The following is a 14,145-nucleotide window of genomic DNA, read 5'->3' as shown; positions in this document are numbered from 1 at the left end:
GGAAGATGTGTCCGAAATTATCTCCGCCGACCTGCGCCGCAGCGGCCTGTTCGCACCGGTGCCCAGGGAGGACATGCTGTCTTTCCCGAAGACACCGGAAGAGGTGAGCTTCCGCGACTGGCGTGTGCTGGGTACCGAGTATGTGGTAACCGGCAGGATGCAACCCCAGGCGGGCGGCTACCTGTTGAGTTTCGATCTGGTGAACATCTTCGGCCAAAGCAAGATGTTCACCAAGCAGGTCACCGGTGGGCCGCAGCAGCTGCGGGATATCGCCCACCGCGCCGCCGATGAAATATACGAGGCCATTACCGGTATCCGCGGTGCCTTCGGTACCCAGATGATCTATGTGCAGGAGACCCAGCGCGGCGGCCAGCCCAGTTATGCGCTGATGCTGTCGGACATTGACGGCGCGCGTGCGCGCCAGATCCGCCGCTTCAGCACGCCGGTGATGTCGCCGAGCTGGTCGCCTAACGGGCAGGAAGTGGCTTACGTGTCTTTCGAGACCGGGCGCCCGGCGATCTTCCGCGAAAATTTGCGTACAGGTGCACGTCAGCAGCTGACCAACTTCAAGGGGCTGAACAGCTCCCCCACCTGGTCGCCGGACGGGACCAAGCTGGCCATGGTGCTGTCAAAAGATGGCAACCCGGAGATCTATGTCCTCGATTTGCGCAGCGGTCAGTTCACGCGAATGACCCGTCACTTCTCCATTGATACCGAACCGAACTGGATGCCAGACGGAAAGTCGCTCGTTTTCACTTCCGACAGGGGAGGTAAGCCACAAATTTATCAATTGACTCTTGCCACGGGTCAAGTAGACCGCTTAACCTTCGACGGCGATTACAACGCACGTCCGCGGGTCTCTCCCGATGGCAAAACGCTGGTTATGGTGCATCGTAGCAGTGGGGTTTTCACTATCGCTACGATGGATATCGTTTCCGGCAGAATGCGTGTCCTCACGGAGACGCGCCTGGACGAATCCCCAAGTATTGCGCCCAACGGCGCGATGCTGATGTACGCCACCAAGCGGGGGAGCAAGGGTATTCTGGCAGCGGTGTCGCTGGATGCCGGAGTCAAATACAGTCTGCCTTCGCAACAGGGAAATGTCCGCGAACCGGCGTGGTCGCCTTACTTTGATTGATGCAGTATTCACAGTGAGCCTTATGTTCTCGCTGTGAGTGTGAAGTCAAACAAATAAGAAGTAGGTAAAGCCCGGTAAAGTTACCGGGTGGTAAATCTGACAAGATTTTTCGATAACACTTAAAGCGGAGTTGTTTATGTTTAAATCAGTAAAAACCGGCCTGGGTCTGGCTTGCGTACTGGCAGTAATGGCCGGTTGTTCCAGCACCGACACCGAAGACACTGGCAGTGCCATGGTCGACCAAACCCCTCCTCCCGTTGTTGAGGACACTACTCCTGTGGCTCCGGTTGCACTGGATAACGTCGTTTACTTCGACTTCGACCAGTCCCTGCTGAAGCCCTCCACTCGCGAGCTGCTGATCAAGCACGCTGACCGTATGCGCAGCGCAACCGGCACCGTACGTCTGGAAGGCCACGCTGACGAGCTGGGTACCCGTGAGTACAACCTGGCCCTGGGTGAGCGTCGTGCTAACGCCGTTCGCGACTTCCTGGTTCTGCAAGGCGTAAACGCCGCTAACCTGGAAGTGATCAGCTACGGTGAAGAGCGTCCGGCTCAGGAAGGCTCCAGCGAAAGCGCCCGCGCTATGAACCGTCGTGTGGTTATCAACTAATCTGAAAGCATGCACTTGTCTTTTCTGATTAGAAATATCGCGGTTACCGCAGCCTTTATGGCTGCGGTATCGACCTCGTATGCGCAGGCTCCGGTGGTGGATCTGTCCAGCGGCAGTACCACAAACCGGGGCATTGCAACTCCGCCGCCCTCGGGCTATCCGCAGCTAGCAAGCCGTGTGGATAGCTCATCCGGCCGCCTGCAGGCAAATCCGCAGGCGGACGCCTACTACCAGATGCAGATTCTGCAGCAGGAAGTTCAGGAATTGAGAGGCGCAGTGGAGGAGTTGAGGCATGAAGTCAAGCGGTTGCGCCAACAGCGCACCGAGGACTACATGGATCTCGACCGCAGGATTTCCAAACTGAGCGGCACTGCCCCCGCGACCGGAGCTCCCGAGTCCGGAGTGGCCGACGCCGAAGTTGCAGGTGCGGGTGTTCAACCCCGGGCACCGGCAAACGGTGGCGTCGCGGCAGCCAGCGAAAACGAGAAGGATCGCTACCAGGCGAGCTTTGACCTTGCGCGCAACGGCGATTACGACGGTGCCAGCAAAGCGTTTAAGAGCCTCCTGGAGGAATTCCCGAACGGCCAATATGCACCCAACGCCAGCTACTGGCTGGGTGAGATAGCGCTGGTGCAGGGCAATGTGGAAGAAGCGCGCACCTGGTTCGTGTCTTTGCTTGATAACTACCCTAATTCCAACAAGGTCTGGGACGGGCGTTATAAGTTAGGCACGGTTTACCACCAGTTGGGCGACAACGCCAAGGCCAAGGAATTGCTGCAACAGGTGGCATCCAGCGGCGAACGCGCCTCAGGACTGGCAAAGCAGTACCTGAAGGAAAATTTTTAACGAGTACCGAGCAGCTCTCTTCGTCCTTGGCAGCCATCGGCCCATAACGGTGGTGCGTGCAAGGGGGAGGTTTGGCGCCGGCTGTGTCAGGAAATGGCACTGCCGGGAGCCGGCAGCAGGTGCTGGTTTTGTGATCAAAAAGAATCTATGATCCCGCGCCCGGGTGGTTAGCTCCACCCGGGCGTTTTTATATGTGCCGGGAGCTGCTGTGATTCAGGAGTGGCTGCGGGACTGAGTACGAGATATTCACAGCGCGGGATACGGATTGCGAATGACCACCGAGGCAAAGACAGATCTGACTGAAGTTGACCTGACTGCGGAGTCTCTCCGTATCAGCGAGCTTTTCTACTCTCTGCAGGGCGAAGCGCGGGATTCCGGTTTACCCACCGTATTTGTGCGTCTCACCGGCTGCCCGCTGCGCTGTACCTATTGCGATTCAGAGTACGCTTTTTATGGCGGCGAGCGCATGACGCTGGCCGATATCTTGCAAAAAGTGCAAAGCTATCCCGCCCGCCATGTGTGTGTCACCGGTGGCGAGCCACTGGCTCAGCCCAATTGCCTGCCGCTGCTGACCGCACTGTGCGATGCGGGATATCAGGTGTCACTGGAAACCAGTGGCGCCATGCCGGTGGATGCAGTGGATCCTCGGGTGTCCAAAGTGGTGGACCTCAAAACCCCCGCTTCCGGTGAGCAGTCGCGCAACCGTGTTGAGAACATTCCGCTGCTCGGTCCCGACGATCAGGTCAAGTTTGTGATCTGCGATCGCGGCGACTACGACTGGGCCAGATTCACCCTGGATCAGTACCGCCTGACTGAGCGGGTGGGGGAGGTGCTGTTTTCCCCTAGTTACGAGCAGTTGAACCCGCGCCAGTTGGCGGAGTGGATCCTGGAAGACGGCCTGCCGGTACGGATGCAGATCCAGCTGCACAAATTGCTGTGGGGCGATGTCCCCGGCGTGTGATACCGAGAGCGTTACCGATTCGCGCCGGAAAAATGCCCCCAAGAATTCGGATGAAACTATGAGTAAGAAGAAAGCAGTCGTTCTCCTGTCTGGCGGTCTCGATTCCGCCACGGTTCTGGCAATGGCCAGTCACGACGGCTACGAATGTTACGCCCTCGGCTTTGATTATGGTCAGCGCCACAGTGCGGAACTCACGGCCGCGCAGCGGGTGGCGGCGGACCTTGGGGCCGAGGAGCACAAGGTAGTGAAGCTGGACCTGCGGGTCATTGGTGGCTCTGCGCTCACCGACGACAGCATTGCCGTGCCGGAAGAGGAAACCAGCGGCATACCGATTACCTATGTGCCTGCGCGCAACACAGTGTTTCTGTCCATTGCCCTGGGTTGGGCAGAGGTATTGGGCGCACAGGATATTTTTGTGGGTGTGAATGCGGTGGACTATTCTGGTTACCCGGATTGTCGCCCCGAGTACATCGATGCGTTTGAAAAGATGGCCAATCTGGCGACCCGCGCTGGAGTGGAGGGGAAGAAACTGACGATTCATGCACCGCTGATGAAAATGAGCAAGGCGGATATCGTCAAGCGTGGTACCGAGCTCGGCGTGGATTACAGTCTGACCGTCAGTTGTTACCAGGCGCAGCCAAATGGCGCCGCCTGCGGGCGTTGCGACAGTTGTCGTCTGCGCGCAGCGGGCTTCGCGGAAGCCGGCTTGAGTGATCCGACGATTTACGCGTGATGGGGGCTGTGGGGCGGTGCAGCATCCCACACCTAAGCCCTTAAAATTGTTAGAAATTTTTTTGTAATCGGGGCTTGTGTTTTCGGATTAGATCCGTAAGATACGCAGCTCCTCAAGGCGAGGGGGGATTAAGGGTCGTTAGCTCAGTTGGTAGAGCAGTTGGCTTTTAACCAATTGGTCGCTGGTTCGAATCCAGCACGACCCACCATTTCTCCCCGCCAAATAGCGAATTCGCTCTCTACCAGGCAGTTCGTTATCTGTTTCGGTCAGGCAATCTATTCACTGCCAGGCTGCACAAAGGGTCGTTAGCTCAGTTGGTAGAGCAGTTGGCTTTTAACCAATTGGTCGCTGGTTCGAATCCAGCACGACCCACCATCATCTCTCTTTCCCCAAAGTCGTAGTTGAAATCCTGCATAATACTGCGGTTAATCCTCCGCGTGTCCGCATCGTTCCCCCTCTCTTTTCACCCTAGAATTTCTGCTGAAGAAGCAAACACCGGGGTATGGGTCTAAATTCAGCGAAATTTCTGCAGACCGGTATAATGCCGGCCTTTCCGTGTGACAGAGATCCATCACAGCATGACAGACAGCAGCGAAAAAATTGCCACCAGCAGTCCCGCGCCAAATGCCATTGATGCCCGCGAATTCGTGCAAGAGCATCTGGTACACCCGGGTATGCATGAGTACAGCCCGGAAGAGCTGGAACATTGGCGCGAGCGTATCAAGCGCCTGCTGAAAGAGCAGAATGCGGTGCTGGTTGCACATTACTACACCGATCCGCTGATCCAGCAGCTGGCAGAGGAGACCGGTGGCTGTGTGTCCGACTCTCTGGAGATGGCGCGCTTCGGTGCCCAGCACCAGGCCGATACCCTGATTGTCGCTGGCGTAAAGTTCATGGGAGAGACTGCGAAAATCCTGACGCCGCACAAGCGGGTACTGATGCCGACATTGGAAGCTACCTGCTCGCTGGATCTCGGTTGCCCGATAGATGAATTTTCCGCTTTCTGCGATCAGCATCCCGACCGCACCGTGGTGGTTTATGCGAATACCTCGGCCGCGGTTAAGGCGCGCGCAGACTGGGTAGTGACGTCCAGCATTGCGCTGGACGTGGTGGACTACCTGGATTCCCAGGGGGAGAAAATCCTGTGGGCGCCGGACAAGCACTTGGGCAGTTATGTACAGAAGCAGACCGGTGCCGACGTGTTGCTGTGGGACGGTGCCTGCATCGTGCACGAGGAGTTCAAGGCAAAAGGTGTCGCCGATCTGAAGGCGCTCTATCCCGATGCACTGGTGCTGGTGCACCCGGAGTCCCCCGCGGCGGTCGTGGAGCTCGCGGATGTGGTGGGTTCCACTTCCCAGATCATCAACGCCGCCAAAACCCGCCCCAACAAGCAGTTTATCGTGGCCACTGATCAGGGCATTTTCTACAAGATGCAGCAGCAGTGTCCGGACAAGGAACTGATCATTGCGCCTACCGCCGGTTCCGGCGCCACCTGCCGCAGCTGTGCCAATTGCCCGTGGATGGCAATGAATTCACTGGAAAATCTGTGCGGAGTACTGGAGCGCGGTGACAATGAAATCCTTGTCGATCCGGAGCTGGGCAAGCGCGCGATGATGCCGTTGCAGCGCATGCTGGATTTCCGTAAACCGTTGGACTAAGCCGGTTTGCGGAAGAAAAAAAGAGCGGCAATGGCCGCTCTTTTTTTTGGGTTTACGAAAGTGAAAGCTCCGTCAAAGTTCTTTCGCCTTCTCCTGCATCTTGATCACATCTTTCATGCGCTGCTCCAGGATCGCGTGGGTCTGGTAGTCGTTTTTTGCCAGGCGTACACCGTGACGCAGGTGCTGCAGCGCCTTGTCGAAGACACCGTTCAGGATGTAGTACTCGGCGCGAGCTTCGTGGACGCCGACGATATCACCGGCGAGGCCGTGGGTTTCTGCCAGCAGGTACCATACCGCTGGGTCCTTGCGGCGCACCCGGCTGTGCTTGGAGAGGATGCGCTCAGCGGCCAAATAGTTTCCGGCTTTGAAGTGGGCGTTGGCCAGCCCCATGATCAGCGCGTGATTTTTCGGGTTGCTCTCCACGGCCTTTTCCAGGCGCCGGGTGGCACTGGTGTAATCGTGGCGCGCCACGTCAATGTCGGCGCGGGCGAGGATAAAGGCGTCCTTGTCCGGATCCTTGTCCAGCAGCGGCTGCAGGCTGTCCAGGGCTTCGTCGGCTTTGCCGGCAGCAGTTTGGGCCAGTACCAGACCGTAGCGCGCGGCGTCCTCGTTGTCGTTAACCCCCAGCAGTTCCGCCTGGAAGCGCTTCACGGCTTGCTGCGGTGTTGCCTCGGCGGCAACGCGGATACGGGCGCGCATCAGATGGTACTCACGGCTGTCCCGCAGCGGGACCTTGTCCATGCGGTTGGCGCGCAGCTTGGCATCGGCAATCCGCTTTTCGGTCACCGGGTGCGTCAGCAGGAATTCCGGCGGGCGGCGATAGTAGCGGGTGGCCTTGAGCATCTGCTCAAACATTTCACCGGCGGCCTGGGGGTCCATACCCGCCTTGGCCAGGGTCTCGATGCCCACCCGGTCTGCTTCCTGCTCGTTCTGGCGGGAGAAGCGCAACTGGTTGTCGAGGGCGGCGGCCTGGGTGGCCGTCATCGCGGCAATACCGGCATCACCGCCGGCGGTGGCGGCGAGTACCAGGGCGCCGAGCATACCGGCCAGGGTTGGCAGGGTACTGTTGCGTTGGGCTTCCAGTGAACGCGCGTAATGGCGCTGGCTCAAGTGCGCGAGTTCGTGGGTAAGTACGGAGGAGAACTGGTCTTCATTCTCTGCAAACAGGAACAGTCCGGTGTGTACCCCAACCACACCGCCGGGCACCGCAAACGCGTTCATGGTGTCGTTTTTGACCACCACTACGTCCAGGGTCTTATCTTCCAGGGGGCTGTATTCGGCGAGGACTTTGAGGGAGTTTTCGACGTACTGCTGCAGCAGGGCATCGCTGGAGGTGCGCACCTGGCTGCGGAACATGCGCAGCCACATCTCACCCAGCTCATTCTCCCGCGCGCGGGAGACCAGACCGCTACTGGTGTCACCGAGCTGCGGCAGCTGAATCTGGTGGTCGTCCTGCGCGATGGCGGCAATGGGGGCCGCTCCAAGCAGCAGGCCGGCGGCAATGCCAGCCGCGCCCTGGCGCAGGCTCCGCCAGCACCGGTTCGGGTGCCGATGGCGCCCTGAAGCTCGCTTGAAAGTGCTCGAATTCTCGGTCATATCATTTACTGCGTCTGCCGGGTTGCCTGTGGCTAACACTATACGTAACCCTGTGGGACTGTCGAGGTTTTGAACAGCGGCCGGGTAAAAGGTTCTGTTACATGACCCATAGACCAGGGGGCGCCGTTATAATTCGCGGCATTTACGGATCTTTACCGGTAATCCATGACCGAAATAGCCACTCAAGCCACCGTAGCCCCGGATTCTGCTTGGGAGTCTGCTTTAAGGGTAGATGCCCGGGGGCTGCCGTGCCCGCAGCCGCTGCTGGCCATGCGCCGCGCGCTGAAGCCGCTGGCGCCGGGTTCATTACTGCACCTGGTGGCCACGGACCCGGCGTCTCGCGAGGATATTCGCAGCTTTTGCCGCCTGAGTGGTGTACCTTTGCTGCGTGTCGAGTGCCGGGATGACGAGTTTCATTACTGGCTAGCCGCTATCTGAGGCTGCCGTGCGCCGATGGGGAATCCGCCGCGCTGCCGCCTGTTTAATTCCACACATCACTGTCAGGTAACTTCGTTCTATGTTTGCGATTGTCAGGGGTTGGGTAAATCGCTATTTCAGCCAGGAAGAGGTGGTGCTGCTGGTACTGCTGTTGCTGGTGGCTATGGTTGTGCTGGCAACCTTGGGGGGCGTGCTGGCGCCGGTGCTGGCTGCGCTGGTGATCGCCTTTTTGATGCAGGGTATGGTGCAGCGGCTGGAGTCGTGGAAGGTGCCCCACTGGCTCGCGGTCAGCCTGGCCTGCCTGGTACTGGTGGGCGCCATTGCCGGCCTGCTGTTTGTGGTCATGCCTATCATCTGGCGCCAGACCGTGCGGCTGTTCGCCGAGTTACCCAACATGATCGACCGCGGTCAGGAATTGCTGTTATTGCTGCCTGAACAGTATCCGCGCCTGGTAACCGCGCAGCAGATCGATGAAATCTTCAATACCCTCGGCAGTGAGCTGGGCTCATTCGGGCAGACGGTGCTCACCTTCTCCCTGGCCAATATCCCGGTGCTTGCGGCGGTGCTCATCTATCTGGTGGTGGTGCCGATTCTGGTGTTCTTCTTTCTGAAGGATTCCAACAAGCTACTGGGCTGGTGTGCCGCCTTTCTGCCCCACCAGCGCCCCATGCTGCGACAGATCTGGCACGAGATGAATGACCAGGTGGCCAACTATGTGCGCGGCAAGGTGATCGAAATCGCCATTGTCGCGGTGGTCAGCTATATCGCCTTTCTGCTGCTGGGCGTTAATTACGCACTGCTGCTGGCAGTGGCGGTGGGCCTGTCGGTGCTCATTCCCTATATTGGCGCCGCGGCCGTCACCATTCCGGTAGCCGCGATCGGCCTGTTCCAGTGGGGCTGGAGCAGCGAATTTTTCTGGCTGATGTTTGCCTACGGCATCATCCAGCTGCTGGACGGCAACGTTCTGGTGCCTATCCTGTTTTCCGAGGCGGTAAACCTGCACCCGGTGGCTATCATTCTGGCGGTGCTGGTGTTCGGCGGTATCTGGGGATTCTGGGGCGTGTTTTTTGCTATCCCGCTGGCGACCCTGGCAAAGGCGATCATGAACGCTTGGCCCACCGCGGACCACCAGGCCGCATGGCAGGCGCGCGAACTGCTGGCCTCCGAAAATACCGATGCAGCCGCCAAATAACCTGCTCGCCCCGGCGGTTGTGGAATTCTGCCGTCCGGGGCACTAATATCCCGCGCTTCATTTCAGGCCCCACCGCTGCACTGTGTGGTCAAGCCGCAGAACTAGCCATAGGAAATATCCATGAGCCTTGCTGACAAAGTACTGGCAGTGAACAACGATTTGCCGATCCGCACCGACAAGCCCGTCCACAGCGGAAAGGTCCGCTCCGTGTACTGGCTGACCGAGGCCGACAGCCGCCGCCTGATCGAGCAAAAAGGCTACCCGGTAGCCGCGGATGCGCCGCTGGCGGTAATGGTCATCTCCGACCGTATCTCCGCCTTCGACTGTATCTGGACCGGCGAGGGTGGTCTGCTGGGCGTGCCGGGCAAGGGTGCTGCCCTGAATGCGATCTCCAACCACTGGTTCAAGCTGTTCAAAGATCAGGGCCTGGCGGAAAGCCATATCCTGGATATTCCCCACCCGGGCGTGTGGATCGTGCAGAAAGCCAGTCCGGTGAAGATCGAGGCGATTGTGCGCCAGTACATTACCGGATCCATGTGGCGCGCCTACAGCAAGGGCGAGCGCGAGTTCTGTGGTATCGAGATTCCGGGCGGATTGCAGAAGGACCAGAAACTGCCGGAGCTGCTGGTCACCCCGTCCACCAAGGGCATCCTCAAGGGTATTCCCGGTGTCCCGGAAGCCGATGATGTGAACATTACCCGCAAGAACATCGAAGACAACTTCGCGGCGTTTAATTTCCGCAGCCAGGGCGATATCGACCTGTACGAAAAGCTGCTGAAAGAGGGCTTTGAGGTTATCTCTGCAGAGCTTGCGAAGCTGGATCAGATCTTCGTAGATACCAAGTTCGAGTTTGGTTATGTGACCGATGCGGACGGCAACGAAAAGTTGATCTACATGGATGAGGTGGGTACTCCGGACTCTTCCCGTATTTGGGATGGCGAGGCCTATCGCAATGGCAAGATTGTGGAAAACTCCAAAGAGGGCTTCCGCCAGGCATTGCTGAACTACTTCCCGGACCCGGATATCCTGCTGAACAAGGATCGCATGGATGAGCGCGAGGCGCTGGCGCGCGACAACCTGCTGCCCGAATCCATGCTGATGGACCTGTCCCGGACTTATGTGGGTATTGCTGAAAAAATCATTGGGGAGAAACTGGCGATCTCCGACAACCCGAAAGCGGAAATCATTCAGGTGCTCCGTGACGAGTACGGCCTGATCGACTGATTGGCTCCCAATAAAAAAAACCGGCGCTTGCGCCGGTTTTTTTTATGCGTGAATGGCCGACGCCTAATCTGCAACTTCGATACGCGGAGGACTCCAGGTGCCTTTTCCGGGAGGGAGTACAGAGGGGGGATCTGTTTTTGGCCAGTACAGGCGCATGGCCAGATAGATTGGTCCGTCCGGCGCGGGTAACCAGTTGGATTCAAGATCCGCACCGGGCGAGTCCTTCTGAATGTAGATGGTTACCGAGCCATCATCGTTTTTCCTCATGCCTGGCAGCATGGGCGAATTGATCAGGTATCGGTTGATCGGGTTTTTGATCAGCAATTGGCTTTTGCCGTCGTACATGGTCACAGACCAGAAGGCATTGACCGGCGGCAGTTCGCCCTTGGCAAAGGTGAGCGTATATTTGTGCTTGCTGCCATCCAGTGGTGCACCTTTGCCATCGCTCCGGGTCATCGGGTAAGTGGCTTCCTCGGCATCGTTACCATAAATTCCCGCACTGGCTGCTGCCGCGCGCAGCAGCCAGTCGCCATGGTAAAAGGCGCGATCGCCAAAGGCCGCGGCGATATTCCAGCCGTTTATTTTGGCGCCAATGCTGTCCACTGCCTTGGCGATTTTCTGCTGTGCCTGACTGATGCCTTCTGCAATCGCTTTGCGCTGTTCCTCAGGCAGGTCATTGATGGAAAATTTTTTGTCAGGGCCTACGCCGATGCGCGCCAGTTGTTCGCGAATGTCCATGTCATCAGGATTCGGCGGTATTAGCTGAAGAACAAAATCCAGGTACGTAAAAAAATCGGACTGCATGGATTGTTTGTCGATTTTGGGGAAATCAATTTTCTCGGCGGCGGGTGGTGCCTGCTTGCCCAGAAAGGCCGACAGCGGCTGTGCCTTGTATTTGGCCTGGATCTCCCGCACGTTCTGGATATCTTCCGGGTTGAACAGTTGGGTACGGAATATGGCCTGTGAAAAATCCGAGCCGGCAACAAATACCTGGTTGATGCCCGGCGGCTTTTCTCCCTGCCAGCCCGGGCCCGCGATCATATAGTTGCCCGCGCCATTACCGGTGGCACGGCTGCCGATGTAGCCGTAATTGAACGTGTTGCCATCCACCAGCTGGATCGAGTAGTAGCGCTTGTTGTCGATTGCCGGCACGGAGATGACCATGGGTTCGGCCCGTAAATCCATCCACAGCATGGAGTAGGGCGTGTCACTGTTGGGGGTGACCACAGCCGTATCCTTGTATGTGAACACATTGGCGGCATTGCTGAGTGTATTGAATGGGGCTTTGTACTGGCCGGAATCCTTGTCGATGGTGAACTCGTACATGACGGCATAGTCCATGACGAGTGGCAGTCCGTAGATATAACCTTTCTCCGCAATCTGTTTGGTCTCCTCCGCTGTAGGCCAGGGTTGCGCACAAAGTGACTGGCTGACTAACCCGACCCAAAATGCCGCGAGTAAAAATATTGCCCGCGTGGGCCGTATCCAGTTTGCTGATGCCATAGGGGAGTTCCCCGAAACTGCTTTAGGTTGGGAAGTCGGCAAAGTGTAGTGTGCCGAGCGACCATGCCCACAGATTGGCCGCGCCACAATTCGCCATAATTGATCCCGGCCTTGCCCGGATTGCTCCCCACTGCCGCCCACTTACAGCTGTTTAATGCCTCCATTGATGAAAACTCTGGAGGCACCAGTGAACCGTCCCTTTTTCCACGCACCGCGCATTCATCGCGACCTGCTGATTCTTCCCGCCGACGAATACTATCGCCGTCGCTACCGCAAAAGCCGCACCGGCAGCTGGTTGCTGTTGTTGGTCACCGCGATTGCCGTGTTACTGGCAGCGATGGGCGCCAAGGCTCAGGAGACTGTCGTCGAAGTGCACCCCGAGCAGGGCGTGGAGTTTGAAAGTGTGGGTCTCAATGATTCCGGCAGTGGCGACCTGCTGTTCCAGGCTGAGGATAAAGGTCGCTACGTTCCCGCGATTCACCTCGGCACCGAGGCGGATATCAAAGTGCGCGGCTTGGTGGCCGAAGTGATGATCCAGCAGACCTTTTCCAATGCATCGGAGAAGTGGCAGGAGGCCGTGTATGTGTTGCCGCTGCCGGAAAACGCGGCGGTCAGCGGGATGGAAATTGTGATCGGTGAGCGGCGCATTGTCGGTGAGGTGCGCGAGCGCCAGCAGGCGCGACAGATCTATAAAGAGGCGCGCGAGGCGGGCAAGCGTGCAGCATTACTGGAACAGCAGCGTCCAAACCTGTTTACCAGTCGTATCGCCAATATTGCGCCGGGCGAAAAAATCGCCGTGGAAGTTCGCTACCGGCAGACCCTGCGCTATGACGCCGGCCAGTTCAGTCTGCGTCTGCCCAGCACGCTGACACCGCGCTATATGCCGGGAATTCCGGTTGCCGTGGCACAGCAGGTAAACCTGAATGCCCACGGCTGGTCACTGCCCACCGATCAGGTGCCGGACGCGGACGAGATTTCTCCGGTGATGCTGCCGATGAGCGAACTGGCGGAGCAGAGCAGTCATCAGATGAATATCCAGATGGATCTCGCCATGGGCTTGCCACTTGCGGATATTTACAGCCCTTATCACGAAATCGATTTTCGCAGCGAGAGCGACCACCACTACAGCATTCGCCTGAAGCACGGAAGCGTGCCGATGGATCGGGATTTTGCGCTGTACTGGCGCCCGCAAGCCTCGGCCATGCCCGCGGCGGCAATGTTTGCCGAGCAGTCGGCCAAGGATTTCACCCAGTATCTGCAGCTGTTGCTGTTGCCACCCCAGGGGAGCGCCAGTGCGCGCAAACTTCCGCGGGAAGTGGTGTATGTGGTGGATACGTCCGGCTCCATGGGCGGCAACTCCATTCGCCAGGCAAAGGAGAGCCTGTTGCTGGCACTGTCGCGCCTCGCCGCCAATGATCGTTTCAACGTGATCGAATTTAACAGTGACTACCACACGCTGTATCCGCGTCCGCTTGCGGCGACCGCGGACAATATCCAGGGGGCGAGGGACTGGGTGGAATCCCTCGATGCCCGCGGTGGTACCGAGATGGCGCCGGCTCTGAAAGAGGCGCTGTCGCAGCAATTGAGTGATGAGCCCGGCGAGCTGGTGCGGCAGGTGATTTTTATCACCGACGGTGCGGTGGGCAATGAAAGCGCGCTGTTTGAATTGATTCGCCAGCGCCTCGGTGAGGTGCGCCTGTTCACCGTGGGTATCGGTTCCGCCCCCAACAGTTTCTTCATGACCAAAGCCGCACAATACGGCCGCGGCAGCTTTGTACAGATCGGTGACCTGGGTGAAGTACAGGAAAAAATGGGCGCGCTGTTCGAAAAACTGGAGAGTCCGCTGGTAACCGACCTGCAGGTGCAGTGGCCCCAGGGGGTAAAAGTTGAGGCCTATCCGAAACGCTTGCCGGATCTATACCGCGGCGAGCCGGTGCAACTGGTGGCACGGTTTGACGCGCGCACACTGGGTGCCAGCAGCGCGGGCGACATTACTATCAGCGGTCGCCTCGCCGGCAAACGCTTTACCCGCAACCTGTCGCTGTCGCAATTGGCTGTGGATAACTCAGGCAATGGCATTGGCAGTCTGTGGGCGCGGGAAAAAATCGATGCACTCCGGGACGAACAGCGCGAGCGTGGCCAATTCAGCGATCAGGAAGCCGAAGACCCGCTGCGCCAGCAAATCCTGCAACTGGCGCTGGCTTATCAATTGGCCAGCCCCTACACCAGCTTCGTTGCGGTGGAGC

General features: G+C 58.3%; 12 protein-coding genes and 2 tRNA genes. 12 read left to right on the top strand and 2 right to left on the bottom strand.

Annotated elements, in window-relative coordinates:
• The 8 genes from tolB to nadA form a co-directional block, all read left to right on the top strand.
• Window positions 1-1,138: Tol-Pal system beta propeller repeat protein TolB (tolB, locus tag VIL80_RS09520; RefSeq protein ID WP_332035876.1), on the top strand; the 1,138-nt coding region annotated here is incomplete at its 5' end.
• Between the two features lie 136 nt (window positions 1,139-1,274).
• Entirely contained in the window at window positions 1,275-1,748 is a 474-nt protein-coding gene (locus tag VIL80_RS09515) for an OmpA family protein (RefSeq protein ID WP_332035875.1), read from the top strand.
• Between the two features lie 15 nt (window positions 1,749-1,763).
• The gene (ybgF, locus tag VIL80_RS09510; RefSeq protein ID WP_332035874.1) at window positions 1,764-2,594 is read left to right on the top strand and encodes a tol-pal system protein YbgF; all 831 of its coding nucleotides are present in this window, start codon (window positions 1,764-1,766) and stop codon (window positions 2,592-2,594) included.
• Between the two features lie 271 nt (window positions 2,595-2,865).
• The gene (gene queE, locus VIL80_RS09505) at window positions 2,866-3,555 is read left to right on the top strand and encodes a 7-carboxy-7-deazaguanine synthase QueE (RefSeq protein ID WP_332035873.1); all 690 of its coding nucleotides are present in this window, start codon (window positions 2,866-2,868) and stop codon (window positions 3,553-3,555) included.
• Between the two features lie 58 nt (window positions 3,556-3,613).
• Window positions 3,614-4,288, top strand: a complete 675-nt coding sequence (queC, locus tag VIL80_RS09500; RefSeq protein WP_332035872.1) for a 7-cyano-7-deazaguanine synthase QueC — start codon at window positions 3,614-3,616, stop codon at window positions 4,286-4,288.
• 132 nt (window positions 4,289-4,420) lie between these two features.
• A tRNA-Lys gene (locus VIL80_RS09495) sits at window positions 4,421-4,496 on the top strand.
• A gap of 91 nt (window positions 4,497-4,587) precedes the next feature.
• Window positions 4,588-4,663: transfer RNA gene (locus VIL80_RS09490), tRNA-Lys, on the top strand.
• A 203-nt stretch (window positions 4,664-4,866) separates the two neighbouring features.
• Window positions 4,867-5,946: a quinolinate synthase NadA gene (nadA, locus tag VIL80_RS09485; protein WP_332035871.1), complete on the top strand. Its 1,080-nt coding sequence runs from the start codon at window positions 4,867-4,869 to the stop codon at window positions 5,944-5,946.
• Between the two features lie 72 nt (window positions 5,947-6,018).
• Here the strand turns inward: nadA and VIL80_RS09480 are convergent, their stop codons facing one another.
• Window positions 6,019-7,542 carry a M48 family metalloprotease gene (locus VIL80_RS09480; RefSeq protein WP_332035870.1) on the bottom strand — a complete coding sequence of 508 codons (1,524 nt, stop codon included), beginning with the start codon at window positions 7,540-7,542 and terminating at the stop codon, window positions 6,019-6,021.
• A 165-nt stretch (window positions 7,543-7,707) separates the two neighbouring features.
• Between VIL80_RS09480 and VIL80_RS09475 the strand changes: the two genes are divergently transcribed.
• The 3 genes from VIL80_RS09475 to VIL80_RS09465 all read left to right on the top strand — a co-directional run bounded on the left by VIL80_RS09475 (window position 7,708) and on the right by VIL80_RS09465 (window position 10,396).
• Window positions 7,708-7,980, top strand: a complete 273-nt coding sequence (locus VIL80_RS09475; protein ID WP_332035869.1) for a sulfurtransferase TusA family protein — start codon at window positions 7,708-7,710, stop codon at window positions 7,978-7,980.
• 79 nt (window positions 7,981-8,059) lie between these two features.
• A complete protein-coding gene (locus tag VIL80_RS09470) occupies window positions 8,060-9,172 on the top strand; it encodes an AI-2E family transporter (RefSeq protein WP_332035868.1) in 1,113 nt (370 codons plus the stop codon).
• A 120-nt stretch (window positions 9,173-9,292) separates the two neighbouring features.
• Window positions 9,293-10,396 (top strand): phosphoribosylaminoimidazolesuccinocarboxamide synthase, encoded by a 1,104-nt coding sequence (locus tag VIL80_RS09465; RefSeq protein WP_332035867.1) that lies wholly within the window; start codon window positions 9,293-9,295, stop codon window positions 10,394-10,396.
• A gap of 63 nt (window positions 10,397-10,459) precedes the next feature.
• Here VIL80_RS09465 and VIL80_RS09460 read toward each other — a convergent pair whose 3' ends face one another.
• Window positions 10,460-11,737, bottom strand: a complete 1,278-nt coding sequence (locus VIL80_RS09460; protein ID WP_332035866.1) for a DUF1254 domain-containing protein — start codon at window positions 11,735-11,737, stop codon at window positions 10,460-10,462.
• 349 nt (window positions 11,738-12,086) lie between these two features.
• On the opposite strand from VIL80_RS09460, the gene VIL80_RS09455 reads away from it, so the two are divergent.
• On the top strand, window positions 12,087-14,145 hold a 2,059-nt coding region (locus tag VIL80_RS09455; protein ID WP_332035865.1), incomplete at its 3' end, for a marine proteobacterial sortase target protein.

Source organism: Microbulbifer sp., assembly GCF_036563125.1.
Taxonomy (GTDB): Bacteria; Pseudomonadota; Gammaproteobacteria; order Pseudomonadales; family Cellvibrionaceae; genus Microbulbifer.
Note: the sequence above shows the minus strand (reverse complement) of the source record. Positions and strands in the feature narration are given on the sequence as shown.